Source organism: Sporosarcina sp. A2 (genome assembly GCF_050858885.1).
Lineage (GTDB): Bacteria > Bacillota > Bacilli > Bacillales_A > Planococcaceae > Sporosarcina.
The window spans coordinates 1,339,141-1,359,786 of the sequence record NZ_CP193898.1 but is presented as its reverse complement, the minus strand read 5'-3'; the positions used below and the strand labels follow the sequence as shown (position 1 = coordinate 1,359,786).

At 42.5% G+C, this 20,646-nt stretch carries 21 protein-coding genes and 1 pseudogene; 14 read left to right on the top strand and 8 right to left on the bottom strand.

The annotated features are described in order from the left end of the window. The first annotated feature begins 45 nt into the window (after positions 1-45). The 5 genes from ACRPI0_RS06705 (at position 46) to ACRPI0_RS06685 (ending at position 2,131) form a co-directional block, all read left to right on the top strand. Positions 46-267, top strand: a complete 222-nt coding sequence (locus ACRPI0_RS06705; RefSeq protein ID WP_432355549.1) for a hypothetical protein — start codon at positions 46-48, stop codon at positions 265-267. Positions 268-293: 26 nt separating this feature from the next. After that, a complete protein-coding gene (locus ACRPI0_RS06700) occupies positions 294-518 on the top strand; it encodes a DUF2922 domain-containing protein (protein WP_432355548.1) in 225 nt (74 codons plus the stop codon). A gap of 99 nt (positions 519-617) precedes the next feature. Further along, the gene (locus ACRPI0_RS06695) at positions 618-746 is read left to right on the top strand and encodes a YvrJ family protein (RefSeq protein WP_432355899.1); all 129 of its coding nucleotides are present in this window, start codon (positions 618-620) and stop codon (positions 744-746) included. Between the two features lie 109 nt (positions 747-855). Beyond that, positions 856-1,443: an SCO family protein gene (locus ACRPI0_RS06690; protein WP_432355547.1), complete on the top strand. Its 588-nt coding sequence runs from the start codon at positions 856-858 to the stop codon at positions 1,441-1,443. Positions 1,444-1,465: 22 nt separating this feature from the next. Beyond that, on the top strand, positions 1,466-2,131 hold the full coding sequence (locus ACRPI0_RS06685) for a lytic transglycosylase domain-containing protein (RefSeq protein WP_432355546.1): 666 nt from the start codon (positions 1,466-1,468) through the stop codon (positions 2,129-2,131). Between the two features lie 36 nt (positions 2,132-2,167). Here the strand turns inward: ACRPI0_RS06685 and ACRPI0_RS06680 are convergent, their stop codons facing one another. Both ACRPI0_RS06680 and ACRPI0_RS06675 read right to left on the bottom strand, forming a co-directional pair. Continuing rightward, the gene (locus ACRPI0_RS06680; protein WP_432355545.1) at positions 2,168-2,422 is read right to left on the bottom strand and encodes a GlsB/YeaQ/YmgE family stress response membrane protein; all 255 of its coding nucleotides are present in this window, start codon (positions 2,420-2,422) and stop codon (positions 2,168-2,170) included. Between the two features lie 104 nt (positions 2,423-2,526). After that, the gene (locus ACRPI0_RS06675; protein ID WP_432355544.1) at positions 2,527-3,072 is read right to left on the bottom strand and encodes a cysteine hydrolase family protein; all 546 of its coding nucleotides are present in this window, start codon (positions 3,070-3,072) and stop codon (positions 2,527-2,529) included. A 207-nt stretch (positions 3,073-3,279) separates the two neighbouring features. Between ACRPI0_RS06675 and acnA the strand changes: the two genes are divergently transcribed. The 3 genes from acnA to ACRPI0_RS06660 all read left to right on the top strand — a co-directional run bounded on the left by acnA (position 3,280) and on the right by ACRPI0_RS06660 (position 7,108). Then, the gene (gene acnA / locus ACRPI0_RS06670; protein ID WP_432355543.1) at positions 3,280-5,994 is read left to right on the top strand and encodes an aconitate hydratase AcnA; all 2,715 of its coding nucleotides are present in this window, start codon (positions 3,280-3,282) and stop codon (positions 5,992-5,994) included. Positions 5,995-6,109: 115 nt separating this feature from the next. Then, positions 6,110-6,535 carry an acyl-CoA thioesterase gene (locus ACRPI0_RS06665; RefSeq protein WP_432355541.1) on the top strand — a complete coding sequence of 142 codons (426 nt, stop codon included), beginning with the start codon at positions 6,110-6,112 and terminating at the stop codon, positions 6,533-6,535. A gap of 471 nt (positions 6,536-7,006) precedes the next feature. Next, a complete protein-coding gene (locus ACRPI0_RS06660) occupies positions 7,007-7,108 on the top strand; it encodes a putative holin-like toxin (protein WP_432355540.1) in 102 nt (33 codons plus the stop codon). Positions 7,109-7,309: 201 nt separating this feature from the next. Here the strand turns inward: ACRPI0_RS06660 and ACRPI0_RS06655 are convergent, their stop codons facing one another. Both ACRPI0_RS06655 and plsY read right to left on the bottom strand, forming a co-directional pair. After that, positions 7,310-7,606 (bottom strand): HesB/YadR/YfhF family protein, encoded by a 297-nt coding sequence (locus ACRPI0_RS06655; RefSeq protein ID WP_432355538.1) that lies wholly within the window; start codon positions 7,604-7,606, stop codon positions 7,310-7,312. Between the two features lie 36 nt (positions 7,607-7,642). Next, positions 7,643-8,245 carry a glycerol-3-phosphate 1-O-acyltransferase PlsY gene (gene plsY / locus ACRPI0_RS06650; protein WP_432355537.1) on the bottom strand — a complete coding sequence of 201 codons (603 nt, stop codon included), beginning with the start codon at positions 8,243-8,245 and terminating at the stop codon, positions 7,643-7,645. 217 nt (positions 8,246-8,462) lie between these two features. On the opposite strand from plsY, the gene parE reads away from it, so the two are divergent. The 3 genes from parE (at position 8,463) to ACRPI0_RS06635 (ending at position 14,222) form a co-directional block, all read left to right on the top strand. Next, a complete protein-coding gene (gene parE / locus ACRPI0_RS06645; RefSeq protein ID WP_432355535.1) occupies positions 8,463-10,436 on the top strand; it encodes a DNA topoisomerase IV subunit B in 1,974 nt (657 codons plus the stop codon). Then, positions 10,433-12,877 carry a DNA topoisomerase IV subunit A gene (gene parC / locus ACRPI0_RS06640; protein ID WP_432355534.1) on the top strand — a complete coding sequence of 815 codons (2,445 nt, stop codon included), beginning with the start codon at positions 10,433-10,435 and terminating at the stop codon, positions 12,875-12,877. The genes parE and parC overlap by 4 nt, the downstream gene beginning before the upstream one ends. 112 nt (positions 12,878-12,989) lie before the next feature. Continuing rightward, positions 12,990-14,222 carry an MFS transporter gene (locus ACRPI0_RS06635; protein ID WP_432355533.1) on the top strand — a complete coding sequence of 411 codons (1,233 nt, stop codon included), beginning with the start codon at positions 12,990-12,992 and terminating at the stop codon, positions 14,220-14,222. Positions 14,223-14,407: 185 nt separating this feature from the next. Here ACRPI0_RS06635 and ACRPI0_RS06630 read toward each other — a convergent pair whose 3' ends face one another. Further along, positions 14,408-14,779 (bottom strand): rRNA methyltransferase, encoded by a 372-nt coding sequence (locus ACRPI0_RS06630; RefSeq protein ID WP_432355532.1) that lies wholly within the window; start codon positions 14,777-14,779, stop codon positions 14,408-14,410. A 101-nt stretch (positions 14,780-14,880) separates the two neighbouring features. Beyond that, positions 14,881-15,315: a GNAT family N-acetyltransferase gene (locus ACRPI0_RS06625; RefSeq protein ID WP_432355530.1), complete on the bottom strand. Its 435-nt coding sequence runs from the start codon at positions 15,313-15,315 to the stop codon at positions 14,881-14,883. A gap of 416 nt (positions 15,316-15,731) precedes the next feature. On the opposite strand from ACRPI0_RS06625, the gene ACRPI0_RS06620 reads away from it, so the two are divergent. Continuing rightward, a complete protein-coding gene (locus tag ACRPI0_RS06620; RefSeq protein WP_432355529.1) occupies positions 15,732-16,754 on the top strand; it encodes a substrate-binding domain-containing protein in 1,023 nt (340 codons plus the stop codon). 97 nt (positions 16,755-16,851) lie between these two features. Here the strand turns inward: ACRPI0_RS06620 and ACRPI0_RS06615 are convergent, their stop codons facing one another. Next, entirely contained in the window at positions 16,852-18,060 is a 1,209-nt protein-coding gene (locus tag ACRPI0_RS06615; RefSeq protein WP_432355898.1) for an AI-2E family transporter, read from the bottom strand. Positions 18,061-18,114: 54 nt separating this feature from the next. Next, entirely contained in the window at positions 18,115-19,065 is a 951-nt protein-coding gene (locus ACRPI0_RS06610; protein ID WP_432355528.1) for an LCP family protein, read from the bottom strand. 155 nt (positions 19,066-19,220) lie between these two features. On the opposite strand from ACRPI0_RS06610, the gene msrA reads away from it, so the two are divergent. Both msrA and ACRPI0_RS06600 read left to right on the top strand, forming a co-directional pair. Further along, entirely contained in the window at positions 19,221-19,754 is a 534-nt protein-coding gene (gene msrA / locus ACRPI0_RS06605; protein ID WP_432355527.1) for a peptide-methionine (S)-S-oxide reductase MsrA, read from the top strand. A gap of 44 nt (positions 19,755-19,798) precedes the next feature. Further along, positions 19,799-20,596, top strand: a pseudogene (locus tag ACRPI0_RS06600) (glutamine synthetase); the annotation flags it as partial. Positions 20,597-20,646: the final 50 nt, after the last annotated feature.

Below are 20,646 nucleotides of genomic sequence, written 5' to 3'. Positions count from 1 at the left end.
TCTCATCCATTCGTCTATCTAGACTGTGAAAGGAGGGGAACGCACATGGCAGCAGCACTCGAGTTCCAAACAGCAGTCGGCAAGATTTTCTTCAATGCAGGTTCAACACCTGATGGACGTCTCATCCGCAAATCTAAAACGTATCGCTTTGTCACACAAGACGCAACACCAGCTAACTTGAAGCTTGCACTCTCATCACTTGGCCAATTGTCCGCAATGGGAGTCATGTCTTACGAGAAGATCTTAACATCAGAAATTACAGGCTAATGAGCCGGATAAGGAGGAACTGACAAATGGCACTTACACTACAACTTGTATTTACACAATCCGATGGAAAGGATTTTGTCTTAACCGTCGATGAGCCACGTCCTGGCGTAACACCGACTGAAGTCCAAACTGTAATGGAACAAATTATTGCATCTGATGTGTTCAAAAAAGAGGGGAAGGCACTCATAGCTGTTAAAGGCGCTAGAATTGTCGATCACACAGTGAATAATCTCATCAATACTGAGAAATAAGTCATTAAGGAACCGGTCCCTAGTCATCTGACAGGGATCGGTTTTTCACTACACAGCAAGTGCTTATCAAAAAGGAGGCGAAACGGAATGGAACAAATAATGGAACAAGCGATGGGATTCATCCAAGAGGTGGGGTTCCCAGTTTTTGTTTCTTTCTATCTGCTCCACCGTCTAGAAACAAAGCTCGAAGCAATTCATGGAGCACTCGTCACTCTAAAAGTGAAGTAGGCTTCACATAACAGACAAACAAACGCCAAACAACCCAGGAATCAATGGTTGTTTGGCGTTTGTCAGTTCGATATGATAAGGTGAATGTATAAAGTCTGGGGGCAGAGTGATGAAGAAAAGAGTACTGTTTTTTAGCGTAATTATGATGGCGCTTATATTAGGTGCCTGTTCTAGTGGGTTTAAAGCAGATCATCATTACAGCATTGATCCTTTCGAATTTACAAACCAAAACAACGAATCGGTAACACTGGATGATTTGAAAGGTGAAATTTGGTTAGCACAATTTGTCTTCACGTCATGTACGAGTGTATGTCCACCGATGATGACCAATATGTCAGATCTCCAGGAAAAATTAGTCGATAAAAACATAGAAGACTATAAAATTGTTTCCTTTAGTGTAGATCCTGAAGTGGATACGCCTGAAAAATTAGCAAAATATCTGGATGATTTTAGCGTTCCAGACCCATCGAAGTGGATCATGCTTACAGGCTATTCAATGTCGGACATTAATGATCTTGCAGTAAAATCATTTAAAATGCCGGTCATCGATGATCCAAACACAGACCAAGTCATACATGGTTCACGGTTCGGGTTAGTTAATAAAGAAGGTGAAGTTGTTAAATCCTATGCCGGATATGAAGACGTTCCGTTTGATACAATCGTAGCGGACATGAAAGCCCTTAGCGAAGAAGACTAATTAGCAGAGAGGAGAGGGACGAGTGAAGAAAAAGAAACGCAGCCTATCTGCGAAAGGCAAGATTCTCATAATTGCGTTGCTAATTCCTGTTTCAGTCGTCCTGTTCACCTTAACTGCAATTATCTGGACGAGTCTTAAACACCCGGAAGTTATTCAAAAGTCCGCTAGCACGTTGATGGATTTGTCCGATAGACATGGCGGATTGACGATTCCGGAAGAATATATTCCTGTTTATAAGGCAGCGGCAGCAGAGTACGGTGTTCCGTGGACGCTACTCGCTGCACATCACCGGGTCGAAACTCGTTTTTCTACGATGAAAACCATGGTTTCTCCAACAGGAGCAGAAGGGCATATGCAGTTCATGCCATGCACGTTTGTCGGTTGGGGCTACCCAGGATGTAAAGACTTAGGAAAAGGGGAAATTCCAGAGGACGACAAAACAAACCTGGACGTCATCGCAAAGTATGGTGGATATGGCGTAGACGGAAACGGTGATGGAATTGCTGATCCATATAATTTAGAGGACGCGATTTTTAGTGCAGCAAACTACTTAGCGCAAAGTGGCGCAGCAGACGGCCAAATTGAAAAAGCGATATTCCATTATAACCATAGTGATAAATATGTAGAAGACGTACTCTGGTTCTATAAAGAATTCGAAGCACAACAAACAAAACAAGCACAAAAATAAAAGGACTTCGCATTTGCGAAGTCCTTTTTGTTACGATTATGCTGCTTTACGCATAGCTTTCATAATTAGGCTGACAATGAAGACAAGAACGACAGCACCAATGATCGCTGGTACAAGATAGAAGTCCGATACTTTAGGACCCCAAGAACCGAGTAGCATTCCGCCGATCCACGCACCTACGATACCTGCAATAATGTTACCAATGATTCCGCCCGGGATATCTTTCCCAAGAATAAGTCCAGCTACCCAACCGATGATTCCACCGATAATTAAGAACCAAATAATACTCAATGTAAACACTCTCCTTTTAGCTAATATAATTTGTCGCTTATAGTTATTGTAATAACCTTAAATGACCTACTTGAAACCTATTGGCTAAAATTATTTACATTATTTTATCGAATCACCGTTGCACCGAGCGTGTTTTCGAAATGACGCAACGCCCATTCATGCCCAGTAGTGTCAAAACTTGCAACACCACGTTCATGTACAAACGTTGTGAATCCTTTGTTATAGGCATCCACTGAAGTATGTAAGATACAAATATCTGTACACACGCCAACTAAATGAATTTCCTGGATACCTCGAGCGCGTAACCAAATTTCAAGGTTTGTTCCTGCAAACGCGCTATACCTGGTTTTATCCATCCAATGAATAGCATCCTTATTGTCTTCGTAAAGCTGCTTCAAAGAGCGGAATGGTTCTCTACCGGCCGTCCCGCTAAGATTATGGGGAGGGAATAGACGTGTTTCCGGATGGTAAGGATCATTTTCGTCATGTACGTCAACTGCGAAAACGACTGCTTCTTTTTCATCGATAAATTGCTGCGTAAGTTTTGCAATATAACCTTCGAGTGCAATTCCTGGTGCCCCGCACGTTAACGCACCTTCTACTGCAACAAAATCCTCCGTGTAGTCAATAACTAGTAAAGCTTTCTTCACTTACTTCACTCCTCAACTCATTATTCTTCTATTATGACAGGCACCCCAAAATATGCATCATTGAACTACTATTCTATCTATCATGTTTACTTATGGATTACTATAAATTTAATGTAATTTACTTATAGACTTTGCTGTTATATGATGGAGTAGAGAAAAGATGCTTACTTATAGAGCCTTTTCAGTACGTAAAGGAGGAATTCAGCAATGACAAAAAGCAATTTTCATAACAGCCGATCGTCGTTTGATCTAAACGGTAACACGTATAACTATTACCGCATTGGAGCGATTGAAGACGCAGGTATTGCGAAAGTCTCAAGACTACCTTACTCGATCAAAGTACTATTAGAGTCCGTTCTACGCCAACACGACGGATATGTCATTCAAGACAATCATGTAAACAACTTGGCAAAATGGGGTAAGGACGCAGATGCGGATGCAGAAGTACCATTCAAACCATCTCGCGTAATCTTACAAGACTTCACTGGTGTACCAGTTGTCGTTGACCTAGCATCCCTTCGTTCTGCAATGGCAGAAATGGGCGGAGACCCAGATAAAATCAACCCTGAAATTCCAGTAGACCTTGTTATTGACCACTCGGTTCAAGTTGACAGCTACGGAACAGCAGATGCACTTCAGAAAAATATGGAACTTGAATTTGAACGTAATGCTGAGCGTTACCAGTTCTTGAGCTGGGCACAAAAAGCATACGACAACTATCGTGCGGTTCCACCTGCAACGGGTATCGTTCACCAAGTAAACCTTGAATACTTGGCAAGCGTTGTACATGAAATTAAAAATGAAGATGGAACGTTCGAAACGTATCCAGATACATTAGTTGGAACCGACTCGCATACAACGATGATCAACGGAATCGGCGTACTTGGCTGGGGCGTTGGCGGAATTGAAGCAGAAGCAGGCATGCTTGGACAGCCTTCTTACTTCCCAATTCCACAAGTTATCGGTGTTAAATTGACAGGTGAGCTACCAAACGGAACAACTGCGACTGACCTTGCACTTAAAGTGACGCAAACATTGCGTGCTCACGGTGTTGTAGGCAAATTTGTCGAGTTCTTCGGACCAGGCGTTCCTCAATTACCACTTGCAGACCGTGCAACAATTGCAAACATGGCACCTGAGTACGGCGCAACATGTGGGTTCTTCCCGGTTGATGAAGAATCACTTAACTACATGCGCTTAACAGGACGTGATGCAGATCATATCGCTGTCGTGAAGAAGTACCTACAAGAGAACGACATGTTCTTCACACCAGACAAGGATGATCCTATCTACACAGAAGTCATCGAAATCGATTTGACTCAAGTAGAAGCGAACCTTGCTGGACCAAAACGTCCACAAGATATGATTCCACTCACAGAGATGAAGCGTGAATTTAATGACGCGGTTGTTGCACCTGAAGGCAACCAAGGATTCGGACTTACGCCGAAAGAAATGAAGAAGAGTGGTACTATCGAGTTCGCAAATGGTACAAAAATGGAAATGAAAACAGGCGATCTTGCGATTGCTGCCATCACTTCATGTACTAATACATCGAACCCATACGTAATGCTTGGTGCTGGACTTGTCGCTAAAAAAGCGGTTGAGCTCGGACTTACACCTCCTGCATACGTGAAAACTTCACTCGCACCAGGTTCAAAAGTTGTTACAGGATACCTACAAGACTCAGGTCTTGATAAGTACCTCGACCAAATCGGATTCAACACAGTTGGATACGGTTGTACAACTTGTATCGGTAACTCCGGTCCATTGCTTCCGGAAATCGAGAAGACAATTGGCGATAACGACTTGCTCGTTTCATCCGTTCTCTCCGGTAACCGTAACTTTGAAGGACGGATCCACCCATTCGTAAAAGCGAACTACTTGGCTTCACCGCCACTAGTTGTTGCGTATGCACTCGCTGGAACAGTGGACATCGACTTCAAAAAAGAGCCAATTGGTAAGAGTAAAGACGGCAAAGATGTATTCTTCAGCGACATCTGGCCTTCTACGGAAGAAGTAAAGGCAATGATCGAAAAAACGGTCACTCCTGAACTATTCCGCAAAGAATATGCACGTGTGTTCTCTGAAAACGAAGCGTGGAATGCAATCGAAACAACTGATGATGCATTGTATGATTTCGATGAAAACTCGACATATATCCAAAACCCACCGTTCTTCGAAGGTCTTTCAAAAGAGCCTTCAGACATCGCAACGTTGAACGACTTGCGTGTAGTAGGTAAATTTGGTGATTCAATTACAACAGATCACATTTCACCAGCTGGAGCAATCGGTAAAGATACACCGGCAGGCCTCTACCTACGTGAAAACGGCGTAGAGCCACGTTTCTTCAACTCATATGGTTCACGCCGTGGTAACCACGAAGTGATGATGCGTGGTACGTTTGCGAATATCCGTATCCGTAACCAAATCGCTAAAGGCACAGAAGGCGGGTACACAACGTACTGGCCAAATAAAGAAATCATGCCAATCTATGATGCGTGCATGAAGTACCAAGAACAAGGTACTGGACTAGCAATCATTGCTGGTAAAGATTACGGAATGGGTTCTTCACGTGACTGGGCTGCGAAAGGGACATCTCTTCTCGGCATCAAAACAGTTATCGCTGAAAGCTACGAGCGGATTCACCGTTCAAACCTTGTAATGATGGGTGTGCTTCCACTTCAGTTCGTCAATGGACAAAGCGCAGCATCTCTCGGACTTACAGGTGAAGAAGCAATCAGTGTTAATATCGCTGAAGGCGTGAAGCCACGCGACATCTTGAAAGTGACTGCTACTACTGCAGATGGCACTGTAACGGAATTCGATGCGCTTGCGCGTTTCGATTCAGAAGTCGAAATCGACTACTACCGTCACGGCGGAATTCTTCAAATGGTACTTCGTAACAAGATGTTAGAAAAGTAATACCCATAACCCCTCTTGCTGATTCATTTCAGTAAGAGGGGTTTTTTCGATTCGTCAAAACTGCTATTTTTAATCGACTTTTGTATAATTGTCTAGGTAGAAGAGGTGACAGGTTATGTTTATCAGTGAGAAGGAAATTGAAATCCGCTATGCAGAAACGGATCAGATGGGTGTTGTGTATCACGCGAATTACTTAGTGTGGATGGAAATAGGACGGACGAAGCTAATAGAAGATCTAGGCTTCACGTATGCAGGACTCGAAGCAGATGGATATCTATCGCCCGTAACTGATTTGTCCATCAAGTACAAAGCAGCCATGCGCTACGGTGCGACTGCAACTGTCCGCACATGGATTGAATCGCACGGTAAGTTACGAACCTCCTATGGTTATGAAATCGTACACGCAGACGGCACAGTGGCGGCAACAGCAACATCAGAACACGTTGTCGTGCGAAAAGACACATTCCGACCCGTTTCACTCCGTAAAATCGACCCTATTTGGGATGCAAAGTATGCCGAAATCGCAAAAACAGTCAACTAATTGCAGAAAAGGCTTCCTGGACAGCACAGGAAGCCTTTTTATATGGTTGGGGATTACCTGTAGGAGGGGAATATGATCATAACTTGGATAATTCGCTCATAAATCGCAGAATGTGATCATAACCTGAGGAATCCGCTCATAAACTTCAGAATGCGATCATAACCTGAGGAATCCGCTCATAAATCACAAAATGCGCTCATAACCCGGTGAAATCGCTCATAAATCTCGATATATGATCATAAACCCCAAATCCGCTCAAACTCCCGTCACTCCAAAACCGCACAAAAAAACACCACGCAAAAAATACGTGATGCCACCAAGGGAAACCTATAATTGCAACCCATCCAGAACGTATGTACGAGCCACTAAACTATGATATACTCGATAATGTACTAGAATAGCACGAGCTCATAGGCGGTTCGCAGACCTGCAATCCCTACTTCCTGAAAACGTATCAGGCGGGAGGAGGTGATGCGTATGACACCATTTGAAGCACTAAGTCTCATGATCGGTTTCAGTAGTTTGATCGTGGCCATTCTTGCTTTGTCATATACTTTTTCAAGAAAAAAGTAAACCGCCCTTGAGCCTCCAAGCATAGGAGCGGTTTACTTCGCACAATGCAATTCGCCTTTGAAGCGAACGCTATTTCTATTACAAAGCCAAGAAGATCATCACATCTTCTTGGTTTTTTTACGTTATCCATTTTTCATAGCCATTATACCAAAAGAAGAATTGTCTGTCTAGTTCAAGGAGCCCTAAACACAGCAATTGCGTTTACTCTGGCCTAACGTAATCATACTTCAATTCACCTAGATCTGGATTCACTCCGATATGCAAATCGTGCCCGTCAAAGTACCAAAGATCTCGTGTTTCAATGTAGTAACGAACGTCTCCGATACTAGTTTCCACAGCCACTTCATCCGGGTGTTCACTAATCACTCCTAACGAAAACCCTTCATGCAATGGACTGCTACCGCCATACCGTGCGAAAAATCGAATAGCATTGCCAGCTTCTACGTCCATTTCATCGACAAACCATTGAGCTGCTTCTTGCGAAATGTGTATATTCATTGAGAAATCCACCTCTCTGCACCGCTACTAAGTCTATTACAACCACGTTACCTTAGGTTCAGTTCCTGCTTTAATGCGTGCGATATTTGCACGGTGACGATAAAAGATGAACGCGCCCATCAAGACAATGACCAGTTCTACATAGATATCCCCTGTGAGGAAATAATACACTATCCCGTAGATTGAACCCATCACTGCAACGATCATGGAAGTGAGAGAGACCATCTTTGTAATCTTTAATGCGAGCAAAAACGTGAGGACAACGAGTACGAATATCGGCCAACTATATCCGAGTAGTACACCCGCAGAAGTCGCAACGGCTTTCCCCCCTTTAAACTTCGCAAAAATAGGGTACATGTGACCGACAACCGCTATTACACCTACCACTAACGGATGAACAGGCGTATCCGCAAAGTAGGGAAGCGACGCTATAAGGACAGCGGCAGTTCCTTTTAAAATGTCAAATACAGTAACGGCAATCCCTGCTTTTTTACCCAGGACACGAAATGTATTGGTCGCTCCCATATTCCCACTGCCATGTTCGCGAATATCTGTTTTATAAAACAGTTTTCCAATCCAAAGCGCAGAGGGTAGAGAGCCGATTAGATAAGCGAGTACGAGCAATAAAATAATATCCATGACAAGCCCCTTCGTGTAAAATTATGTATCCCTTTCATTTTAGCAGAACCTGCACAGAACGACAATTACAGATAAGTGCTAGCACGTCTGTCATTGCAATAAAAAGCTTTCTTCTATACAATTATTTAAGCATAGTGCCGATGTGTCTTGTTGACACGAGAAAAAAGGCAACGTATCATTAGATAAATAAGAACATTTGTTTGATGGAGGTTTCATCTTGACGAAACAAAAAGAAGTTAACGTGTATAATGACGATTCAATCCAGGTGCTCGAAGGTCTGGAAGCAGTACGGAAACGACCTGGCATGTATATCGGGTCAACGGATGCACGAGGGTTACATCACCTTGTATTCGAGATTGTAGATAATGCTGTCGATGAAGCACTAAGTGGCTTCGGATCTGAGATAAACGTCACGATCCATTCCGATAACAGCATTAGTGTACGGGATTACGGACGAGGCATGCCTACAGGTACACATAAAACAGGGAAACCGACAACTGAAATTATTTTGACCGTCCTCCATGCTGGAGGAAAGTTTGGTCAGGGTGGCTATAAAACAAGTGGCGGACTTCACGGCGTTGGAGCTTCAGTCGTTAATGCACTTTCTGAGTGGTTGGACGTAATCATCCACCGTGAAGGACAGATTTTCAAACAGCGTTTTGAGAATGGTGGTAAACCTGCAACAGGGTTAGAAGTTATCGGAAAAACGAAAGAGACCGGTACGACGATTCACTTCAAACCGGATACCACGATTTTTTCCACGACTAAATATCAATATGACATTCTTGCAGAACGCTTACGAGAATCCGCATTCCTACTAAAAGGATTAAAAATCGTCCTTGTAGAAGAGAGCACGGAAAAGACTGAAACGTTCCTCTACGAAACTGGCATCAAAGCCTTCGTTTCTTACTTGAACGAAGAAAAGGATACACTTCACGAAGTCGCATACCTCGAAGGCGAGTCTGAGGATCTCGAAGTGGAGTTTGCATTCCAATTCAACGACGGGTATTCAGAGACCATTCTATCGTTTGTTAACAACGTTCGAACAAAGGATGGCGGAACACACGAAACGGGTGCAAAAACTGCAATGACTCGTGTATTTAATGAATATGCGAGGAAGACTGGTTTATTGAAAGAAAAAGACAAGAATTTGGATGGCTCTGATATCCGAGAAGGTATCGCAGCCATTGTTTCTGTGCGCATTCCTGAAGAAATCTTACAATTTGAAGGTCAAACAAAAGGAAAGCTCGGTACAAGTGAAGCGCGAACGATCACAGATGCGGTCATTTCACAGCATTTACTCTATTTCTTAGAAGAAAATGCGGAATTGAGTGCAAACCTTATACGTAAGGCCGTTCGTGCACACCAGGCGCGCGAGGCTGCTCGTAAAGCACGGGAAGACGCACGTTCAGGTAAGAAGCGGAAGAAAGGGGATACCCTCCTTTCCGGCAAGCTGACACCAGCTCAATCGAGAAACGCAAAGAAGAACGAATTGTACCTCGTCGAGGGAGATTCTGCTGGCGGTTCAGCGAAGCAAGGACGCGACCGTACCTTCCAAGCGATCCTGCCACTCCGCGGTAAAGTCATTAATACCGAAAAAGCAAAACTCGAAGATATTATGAAAAATGAAGAAATCAATACAATCATCCATGCAATTGGTGGAGGGGTCGGTGCAGACTTCACAATTGAAGATGCCGCTTACGATAAAGTCATTATCATGACCGATGCCGACACGGATGGCGCACACATCCAAGTGCTATTATTGACATTCTTCTATCGCTACATGAAACCGCTTATTGAAGCTGGTAAAGTTTTCATAGCGTTACCGCCTCTTTATAAAGTCTCTAAAGGGATCGGTAAAAAAGAAAAAGTTGAGTATGCGTGGACAGAGCGGGAGCTTGGTGCTGCAACGAACAAAATCGGCAAGGGCTACATGCTTCAGCGATACAAAGGACTTGGTGAGATGAACGCAGGACAGCTATGGGATACTACCATGAATCCTGAAACTCGTACGCTCATCCGGGTAACGATTGAAGATGGCGCACAATCTGAGCGCAGAGTGACAACCTTGATGGGGGACAAAGTAGAACCTCGTCGTCGGTGGATTGAAAACAATGTCGACTTCGGATTAGAAGAAGGCAGCACAATATTGGAAAACGAATTCCTGCATGTTGAGGAGGAAGTGGAATGACTGCAACAGAACGCTTTCAGGACCTTCCGTTAGAGGAAGTTATCGGCGATCGCTTTGGTCGATATAGTAAATACATTATTCAAGATCGTGCATTACCTGATGCACGCGACGGATTGAAGCCAGTACAACGACGTATTTTGTACGCCATGTACAACGAAGGCAATACACATGAAAAAGCGTTCCGTAAATCCGCAAAAACGGTCGGTAACGTAATCGGTAACTACCATCCACACGGAGATACATCTGTGTACGAAGCGATGGTACGGATGAGTCAGGACTGGAAACTGCGTCATATGATGATCGAAATGCATGGTAATAACGGTTCTGTAGATGGCGATTCAGCCGCTGCAATGCGTTATACAGAAGCACGCCTTTCATCAATTGCAGGTGAAATGTTACGGGATCTCAACAAAGAAACTGTAGATTTCATCCCTAACTTTGACGACACAGAGCCAGAACCAACCGTGTTACCTGCGCGATTCCCGAACTTAATTGTCAATGGATCGACAGGGATCTCTGCAGGATATGCAACAGATATTCCACCACATGCGCTTCATGAAGCCATTGATGCAGTACTTATGCGCATGGATAACCCTGAAGCGACTGTGGATGAGCTCATGACAGTTATAAAAGGTCCAGATTTCCCGACAGGTGGAATTATTCAAGGGACTGACGGCATTAAAACTGCGTATGAAACAGGAAAAGGACGGATTATTGTCCGTTCTAAAACTGAAATTGAACAGTTGAAAGCCGGAAAATCCCAGATTGTCATTACTGAAATCCCTTACGACGTCAACAAAGCCAATCTTGTGAAAAAGATGGATGAGTTACGCGTTGATCGTAAACTTGATGGGATTGCCGAAGTGCGAGACGAATCGGATCGTACTGGACTTCGTATCGTCATTGAACTGAAAAAAGATATCGATGGCGAGCCGATTTTGAAGTATATGTTGAAAAACTCCGATTTACAAGTAGCTTATAACTTTAATATGGTGGCGATATCTGATCGACGTCCGAAGCTAATGTCCTTAACGATGCTACTGGATGCGTATATCGGTCATCAGAAAGAAGTAGTCACTCGACGCTCTCAGCATGACGTTAAAAAGGCTCAAGAGCGTCTACATATCGTAGAAGGTTTAATGAAAGCCTTATCTATTTTGGATGAAGTCATTCAGACAATCCGGAGTTCTAATGATAAACGCGACGCAAAAAATAACTTAATCACTCGCTTTGAATTCTCAGAGATCCAAGCAGAAGCGATTGTTTCCTTGCAACTCTATCGCTTAACAAATACCGATATTACTGAGTTGAAACAAGAACAAGACGCTTTACGTAAATTGGTAGAGAACCTCAATGCAATTTTAGAAAGTCCTGCTAAACTATCACGCGTCATACAGAGTGAACTACACGATGTCCGTAAGCGTTTTGCGGAACCTCGGAATTCTGTCATCGAAGAGAAAATCGAAGAATTGAAAGTTGATCTAGATATTCTTATTCCTAGTGAAGAAGTCGTTGTTTCTGTCACGAAAGAAGGCTATGTAAAACGTACTGGATTGCGTTCATATTCTGCTTCAAACGGAACAGGTATGACGATGAAAGAGTCCGATTACGCGGTACTCGAGCGCACTATGAATACGCAGCATCATCTGTTGCTATTTACATCACTCGGGAATTACATTTACCAGCCGGTACATGAGTTACCGGATATTAAATGGCGTGATCTTGGACAACATATTTCCAGTATTGTCTCCCTCGAGCCGAATGAATCGATTGTGGCGGCGATTGGCCTGGAACAATTTGATGACGTTCACTCGATACTAACGATTAGTGCAAACGGATTTGTAAAACTCTCCAAACTCGCTGATTTCCACGTTCAGCGATACGGCCGCGCTTATAAAGGTATGAATGTTAAAAAGGGTGACAGATTGCTAGACGCGCGCATCGTAAAGGGAAGTGAAGATGCAGTCCTAGTAACGAATCAGGCTTATATTTTACGGTTCCCACTTAGTGATGTCGGTACGACAGGCGTTCGAACAGGTGGCGTAAAAGGTATTAACTTAAAGCCGGAAGACTATGTCGTTTCTTCGGAAGTCATTACAGACAGTTCCGCATCGATTGTCGTAGCTACCCAGCGTGGTTCCGTGAAACGGACAGCATTAAAAGAAATAGAAGTCGGTTCACGTGCTCAGCGAGGGATCATGATTCTTAAAGAATTGAAAAAGAATCCATACCGCGTCATAGGTGCAAAAATCACTGGATGCAGCGAAAAACTGATTCTAACAACCGTGAAAGACGTCAAAACTGAAGTCGATCCGAGCAGTTTACGATTATCAGATCGGCAATCAAACGGAAGTGCGATTTCCGATGAAACGAAAAACGGGGCAGCAAGTCGGTTGTATTATGAACCTACAGCAAAAACCGATAAACCTACAGGTAAATAATAAATTACGATGAAAAAGCACACGGAATTCTCAAAATTTCGTGTGCTTTTTGCGTTTCTATCGTATACTAATTCGGAAAGCGAATTACTTATGGAGAAAGTGGGAAAGATGCATGTGGAAAAATCGCAATGTTTGGATCATTCTTTCTGGAGAATTGATTGCAGGAATTGGTCTATGGACGGGGATTATCGGTAATTTAGAGTTTATGCAAGAAAAAATCCCCTCTGACTTCGTAAAAGCACTTATTTTATCCCTCGGTCTCTTAGCAGGGATTCTGGCAGGCCCTTTAGCTGGAAAAATCATTGACCAGTATGCAAAAAAACGTATTCTTATTCTTGCTGGAGCAGGTCGACTTGTAAGTGTCATCTTCATGCTCGTCGCCATCGCAACTGACTCTGTGTGGTGGATGATTGCTTTTGTAATTAGTATTCAGCTCGCAGCAACGTTTTACTTCCCAGCGCTACAGGCAGCCATTCCGCTCGTTGTAAGAGACAATGACTTACTAACGATGAACGGGATGCACATGAACGTAGCAACCATTGCACGCGTGTCAGGGACTGCGTTAGCGGGTGTCACGTTAGTGTATTGGTCACTATCATCACTTTATTGGATTTCAATCCTCGCTTACGGTGTATTGCTCATTGTTACATTCATGCTACGGATAGATGAAGGGGAAGGGAAGGAGGCTATCGTTAAATCAGGAGGTTCAACCGGTGGCTTCATGGAAGTTTTTCCTGTTTTAAAAGCATATCCTGCAGTGGGTATGACACTTGTGATGACATTGATTCCGTTATTATTTTTAGGTTCCTTTAATTTAATTGTTATCAATATTAGTGAAATCCAAGATTCATCGTCTATTAAGGGTCTGATTTATACGTGCGAAGGAATTGCATTCATGGTTGGATCATTCGTAGTTAAGAAAATTGCGTTGAAATGGCGAACGACGATAATCCTGTTTTTCTTTGCAAGTATGGTAGCAGTTGCAGAATTCTTATTAGTCTTTGCGCAAAGCCAACTGTTCACAGTAGCATCATTTATCGTACTAGGATTCAGTTTAGGATGTTTTTTCCCAACAGCTATGGTTATTTTCCAGAAGCAGATGCCGAAAGAATTTCATGGGCGATTTTTCTCATTCCGAAATATGCTAGAGAGAGTTGTGTTTCAAGTAGTGTTGCTGGCAACTGGGGCGTTCCTGGATATTGTAGGACTGCAAGTAATGGTTATAGTATTCGGAACGATAAGTATCAGTTTGACGACATTATTTTTCTGGCAAATGAAACAGCGTAAGATCCAACTAGAAGAACCTGCTATAGAAGATGCAGTGATTCCAGTGAAAGTAATCTAATTGAACACAGATTAGCTATAGAAATCATACTAAAACGCGACTCAAGTAAAATAAGTCGCGTTTTAGATTTTTATTGAAATCAACTCAATTTCGCTGTTTTATCTCACTGTCCTAAGTATACTTATTAGTGATACGTAGCTTCCTATAATATATATTATGACGGGGGCGTCAAAGGAAAGCAACGTTTATTCAATCCTATATCTATGTTGCCCTGCTTTCGCCCGCTCTACATCAATGAATTGTACACCATACTCAATCACATCATTGATATATAACTTATGCTCTTTAGCCATCAATCGTATCGCTTCCAACAACGTTTTATCATATGTTGTTTTATACTGGATCCGGTCTTTTGGCCGTGTTTCTTTATTGAATAAAACCGTATCTTGTTGTAATACAACTTTCAATCCGTCTTCTAATAAATAATTCACGAATGTACCGTGTTGCTCAGATTGCTGCTTCAGCTGATCAAGTATCTCTTTACTTAGTGACGTCCTGAATTTCACGCGTGTTTCATCTGAAGTTTGTCGCAGCATTCCATTTTCGTTGATCCACATACAGTAACAACTCCTTAATCAGTAGTAAAACCAGCAGATATCAAGCATCCGCTGGCTGTTCGCATCCGTGTTCGCATACTCGTAAAACCGCACTTTTCTTCTTAAAATTCCTTTTTAAAGACTACACTTACTTTGCTATAATGCATTTTTTCTTCGTAAAAGTGATGTGCACTTGTGCGTTGCAGACCTGAAGACAGCGCGATGGATTCGTACTTGTGCTGTTTCCCCCATTGCTCTACATGTGTAAGCAACTTATCACCGTAGCCATTTGAGCGCGCTTGTTTGTCTGTCACTAAGTCACACACCCAAAGGGATCGACCATAATAGAGAGTTATCATCGGTTTGAAACCAATGATTGCTTTCAATACACCATCATCACGTAACCCAAGCAACTGGTACCGTTCTTTTGCTCCAGACTCGTAAACCAACTCTAAATACTCTTCTTGGTCTAAGTGCGTACGGAGTTGATTCATAATCGGATAAGCCTCAATCAGTTCTTCTTCTGTAATTAGCGCAACAATCGTAATTTCACCCATTGTAATCGCCTCCGATACCCATTCTATTTACATAGGGATTTATTTCATTGTTCCATGACTCAGTTGGACAATCAAGCCTTATTTAGTCCTAATACCTGATTCGCTTGTTTTACAACTTCAAATCGTGACCACTTTTAGTCGAAACAGATTCTTGAATTTTCGTCCTATTAGTGAATTAGCTAACATCTAAACTTGTTTATATATATTTACTTATAACCAACTATAACTACTTATAACTACTTATAGCTACTTATAGCTAAGAACAACTATAAATATCTTTTTATACCTATGCGTAGTAGTTATATCTAAATATAATTAATCAATTAATTCTAAACGTTCGAAATATAAACGGTTAAGTCTATTGCAATAATTCACTTAATAGGAGAAGATAGATAAAAGAGTTGGAGGGATGTAACATGACAATTCATGATGAAGTTTCCTATACTACGGAGGATCTCGCTGATTTGCTACAAGTCTCTAAATTGACCGTTTACGATCTTATTAAGAAAGGAGAAATTGTAGCATATCGAGTGGGCCGACAAATGAGGATTGAAGCTTCTGACTTTGAGGCCTATAAAGATAGAATGAAGGTTATGAAAAACCGTACATCTAAACAAAATGATTCTCTTCCGCCACAAGTGACGCCTGAAACGTCTAACCCGCCACTCGTAGAGTTGCACAGTTCTCCAACCAGCGTAGAGGTACATGCACATCAACAGATTATCGTTAGCGGACAGGACGTCGTTTTAGACTTATTAGCGAATGCTATTACTGAAACAACCGCAGCCTACCGTACACTCCGTTCACACACAGGAAGTTTGAACAGTTTGCTAGCACTTGTCCAAGGAGAAGCAGATCTTGTGAGCGTTCACTTGTTCGACGGAGATACTGGATCCTACAACATGCCCTATATACGTAGAATTTTAAATGGACGCGATTATACGGTTGTCAATCTCTTCATTCGTTCATCAGGATTTTACGTTCAACCTGGGAATCCAAAAAACCTCACAAGCTGGCGTGATCTTAACCGAAATGACGTGAAGATTATTAACCGCGAACTCGGATCGGGTATTCGTGTATTGATGGATGAACGCTTGCGACTTGAAGGCATAGTTCCAAAAACGATATCCGGGTACGATCAGATTGAACAAAATCATTTAGCAGTAGCAAGTAAAGTTGCTGCAGGAGATGCGGATGTCGGTGTTGGGATAGAATCAGCTGCTCATTTAGTGAACGTTGACTACATTCCTATGACGACAGAACAATATGACTTAGTAATACTGAAGCGTGCTGATAACGTTCCACTTCGCAAAACTATTCTTGAAATTTTACAGTCTGAAGCCTTTCAGAAAGAGCTTTCTACAATAAAAGGATACGATTTCTCTAAAATGGGACAAGTTTTAGTTGATACTCCCGAACCCACTCCCCTGTTACCATAGGAGTGGGGTTTTTTCTAGCTTTACATAATACTATTATGGTTAAAGAAACTTCGTAAAAAAACAGCCTCGCGTCGTTCGCAAGACTGTTCTCCTATTATCACTTATCTTCATCGTAACTTGGACGCTCGTAATGCATCCTTACGTCAACTTCGTATTTGTTATATCGGACTTTTAGTAATCGGAACACGTGAGAAGTGAACACTTTCAGTAACGCATACCCCGGTATTCCTAAAATCACCCCCGCCACTCCAAATAGCGAACCTGCTGTCAGTAAGACAAAGATAATGGTAATCGGATGAATGTGAAGTGATTTCCCCATAATTTGTGGTGAGATGAACTTCCCTTCCACTAACTGGACCACTGTCCATACTACTGCTAACTTAACGAGCATGAATGGAGACGTAACAATTGCGATGATGATCGCGGGAGTAATTGCAATAACCGGACCTAAATATGGAACGACACTCGTAAACATTGCAAGCACACCGAGTAACAACGCATATTTCATATCGATAATTAGGAATCCGACTGTTACCATAACTCCGATACATACCGCCACCAATATTTGGCCTTGGATGTACGCACTAATTTGACTATCCGCATCATTTAAAATCGATTGGGCGTCATCACGCATTCTCGGTGGTAGCAACTTTAAGACGTATTTGGGAAGATTGTCTCCATCTTTCAACAAATAGAACAAGATGAATGGTACTGTCACAATCGAAAGGATAATTCCTGTCAATGCCGAGATGAATGTCGTTAATCCAGAAGCAATTCCGCCAAGCGCATCGGCGATCATCGTCCCAATGTTCTCTAGTCCAGAATCAAGTAATTCAGAAGCATTAATATCCAACTGATTGTAATAAGGTGCAAACAGCGAATTACTAAAGAATGAATCTACCGTCAATATGAGTTGGTTGAAGTAGTTCGGGAACTCATCAACCAATTTCCAAAACTGTAATTTCAAAAATGGCAAAACGAGAAACACTAATAACGTAATTAGGCCAATTGCGGATAGAAAGATTATTAAAATCCCCCAAATCCTTGGTATCTTAATTCTTTCTAACAGATGCAATAGAGGACGTAGCAAGTAATACAATATCGTTGCCAGTATTATCGGTAAGACTACTGTAGAAAATAACACACGAATAGGATAGAAAATGAACGATATTTTATCGTATATCATGACATTTAATCCGAAAAACAATAGCACGATGAGGATGAATAGTGTCGTCTTCCCCCCTAGGAATCTTACAATACGATTTTGAGGGATAATTCCCTGCTCGTCTGATTCTACTTGTTTCAGTTCATCCGTATCTCTCTTACGATCCAAATTCTCCACACCTCCTTCTAACTCCTATCAGTTCTCGATAAATGATCGGATCGCCTCGCGATTCTGATCAAGATTTACTTCAATAACAGATCCTGCATGCGAGTAGTCTGCATACGAATACGATCCCTTTACGGGTACTGTCATCGTTTCAATCTCTGCTCCACCTTTTACAAGTAAGCTCATTAGACGTGATAGCTCTTCCTTTGATGTCAGATCGGTCTCAACAGTCTGCGAAATCACACCTGCAATTTTAGGAGATCGTACAAGCATGCTGGGTGTCATGGCTTGCTTTTTAACTGCCGCCAATACTTCTTGTTGACGATGGACACGGCCAAAATCCCCTTCAGAATCCGCACGGAATCGGGCATAACCAAGTAGTTCTTTACCGTTCAACTTTCGGACGCCTGGCATAAGCGTGACACCAATCTTTTCGGACATTTCTTTCTGTACATTCATTTCTACACCGTTAGGAAAAGCAGTGTCTGCGATTGTTTCAAAGTTATCAAAATCGACAATGGCAAAATGATGGATCGGTATATTAAACATACCCGTTATTGTATCTTTTGCACTTTGTACACCACCCAAATAATACGCGGTGTTTAATTTATACGATTTGTAACCAGGGATGTCTGCGTAGATATCGCGCATGAACGATATCAATTTCATCTTTTTCACTTGCTTGTCCCACGATAACACCATCATAGTATCTGTTCGGGACTTCCCACTTCCGTCATCATCGACGCCAAGAAGTAAATAGTTTTCAACAGACGAAGTCGATGGATCCAATAGATCTCCTTCGAAATCGCCTGGTTCTATTGCATTTTTTGAAGCGACCTGTTTGCCCGCTATATACTGATAGGATGAAAAAAGTCCGGTACCGATAAATCCGATCACAAGTACGGTTACGAGTAGTCTTCCTTTACGTAATCTGCGCCTTCTTCGTCTTTTCGGTACTGGGCCTTCGTATTGTTCTGACATTAGTGTATTCCCCCAATAGTGAAGTCACAAAACAGGACGTTCTCTTGAGTCGTTGGTTGCATGCTGAGCACTAGTATACCATGCTCAAACACTGGACACTTATAGAGGTAACGTCTAAGATAAAAGAATCGAATCAACGGAAAGAAGGATGCGTAATGCCACAACTTGAAAAAGCGATATTCGCAGGCGGCTGTTTTTGGTGCATGGTCAAGCCGTTTACAGATTTTGATGGAATCTACGGAGTTGTTTCCGGTTATATGGGTGGCTCAATCGAGAACCCTACCTATGAGCAAGTGAAAGAAGGAAACTCCGGACATTTAGAGGTCGTTGAGATTACTTATGACCCTGCTGTTTATCCGTATGAGGAACTACTCGCACTCTATTGGCCACAAATCGACCCAACAGACGCTGGAGGTCAGTTCCAAGATCGCGGACACTCGTACACTACTGCGATTTTCTACACAAATGAGCTACAGCGATTAGCTGCAGAATATTCAAAGTCTGAACTAGCAGCTAGTGGTCGTTTCGCTAAACCAATCGTCACAGACATTCGACCTGCTGAAGTGTTTTACATTGCAGAAGAATATCATCAGGACTTCTACAAAAATGAGAAAGAAGCTTATGAAGCTGATCGCGCACAATCTGGTCGAGACGAATTCATACAAGCCAATTGGGAAGATCGCAACTAATGCGGTCTTTTTTTATGCCGTTAAACTTGTAAAATCACAATATATTAGGAGAGCTTGGCTTTGAAGTAGAAGCCTCTCACCATGGGTCCGCACCAGGCCAACACGAAATCGATTTTAACTATGCAGATGCTTTAAGAGCTTGTGACAATATCCAAACCATTAAACTCGTCTTTAAGACAATCGCTCGAGAACATGGTTTCCACGCAACGTTTATGCCAGACCCATTTACGGCGTAAATGGATCTGGCATGCATTGTAACGTCTCACTCTTCAAGGACGGAGTTAATTCTTTCTTCGATGAAACCAGAGAACGTAAATTGAGTGAGACAGCTTATCAGTTTATGGCAGGCATATTGAAGCATTTAAATGGCTTTACATCGATTACAAACCAGACCGTCAACTCCTACAAATGGCTTGTCCCTGGATTCGAAGCCTCTTGCTACGTTGCCTGGCCTTCACAGAACCGTAGTCCAGCAATCCGTATACCCGCTAAGCACACGAATTGAAGTCCAGCTCTGTCGATTCCGTCGCAAACCCTTACCTTGCCCTCTCCGCAATTTTAAAAGCTGCACTACGGGAATTGAACAGAAACTAGATCCAGGAGATCCTAGTGATCGTAATGTCTATGAGATGACAGAAAAAGAACTAAAAGAAATCGCCGTAGGTATGCTACCGACCGACTTGGACCACGCATTGATCGCTTTAGATAATGATCCCGTCATTCAAGAAGTACTTGGTGAACACAGCTATGCGAATTTCCGTCTCGTGAAGCAAAAAGAATGGGATAGCTACCGCATCACTGTGCACCCATGGGAGATCGACAGGCACCGTAAAATGTTTTAAAACGAATGGTACTCCATCAAAAAAAGGACACTCTCTAGGCTACAGAGTGT

Bases quoted from the DNA above. Each gene is read 5' to 3' on its own strand.
- ACRPI0_RS06705 (WP_432355549.1), top strand. From the start codon at position 46: ATGGCAGCAGCACTCGAGTTCCAAACAGCAGTCGGCAAGATTTTCTTC.
- ACRPI0_RS06700 (WP_432355548.1), top strand. From the start codon at position 294: ATGGCACTTACACTACAACTTGTATTTACACAATCCGATGGAAAGGAT.
- ACRPI0_RS06695 (WP_432355899.1), top strand. From the start codon at position 618: ATGGAACAAGCGATGGGATTCATCCAAGAGGTGGGGTTCCCAGTTTTT.
- ACRPI0_RS06690 (WP_432355547.1), top strand. From the start codon at position 856: ATGAAGAAAAGAGTACTGTTTTTTAGCGTAATTATGATGGCGCTTATA.
- acnA (WP_432355543.1), top strand. From the start codon at position 3,280: ATGACAAAAAGCAATTTTCATAACAGCCGATCGTCGTTTGATCTAAAC.
- ACRPI0_RS06665 (WP_432355541.1), top strand. From the start codon at position 6,110: ATGTTTATCAGTGAGAAGGAAATTGAAATCCGCTATGCAGAAACGGAT.
- ACRPI0_RS06660 (WP_432355540.1), top strand. From the start codon at position 7,007: ATGCGTATGACACCATTTGAAGCACTAAGTCTCATGATCGGTTTCAGT.
- ACRPI0_RS06655 (WP_432355538.1), bottom strand. From the start codon at position 7,606: ATGAATATACACATTTCGCAAGAAGCAGCTCAATGGTTTGTCGATGAA.
- plsY (WP_432355537.1), bottom strand. From the start codon at position 8,245: ATGGATATTATTTTATTGCTCGTACTCGCTTATCTAATCGGCTCTCTA.
- parC (WP_432355534.1), top strand. From the start codon at position 10,433: ATGACTGCAACAGAACGCTTTCAGGACCTTCCGTTAGAGGAAGTTATC.
- ACRPI0_RS06635 (WP_432355533.1), top strand. From the start codon at position 12,990: ATGTGGAAAAATCGCAATGTTTGGATCATTCTTTCTGGAGAATTGATT.
- ACRPI0_RS06630 (WP_432355532.1), bottom strand. From the start codon at position 14,779: ATGTGGATCAACGAAAATGGAATGCTGCGACAAACTTCAGATGAAACA.
- ACRPI0_RS06625 (WP_432355530.1), bottom strand. From the start codon at position 15,315: ATGGGTGAAATTACGATTGTTGCGCTAATTACAGAAGAAGAACTGATT.
- ACRPI0_RS06620 (WP_432355529.1), top strand. From the start codon at position 15,732: ATGACAATTCATGATGAAGTTTCCTATACTACGGAGGATCTCGCTGAT.
- ACRPI0_RS06610 (WP_432355528.1), bottom strand. From the start codon at position 19,065: ATGTCAGAACAATACGAAGGCCCAGTACCGAAAAGACGAAGAAGGCGC.
- msrA (WP_432355527.1), top strand. From the start codon at position 19,221: ATGCCACAACTTGAAAAAGCGATATTCGCAGGCGGCTGTTTTTGGTGC.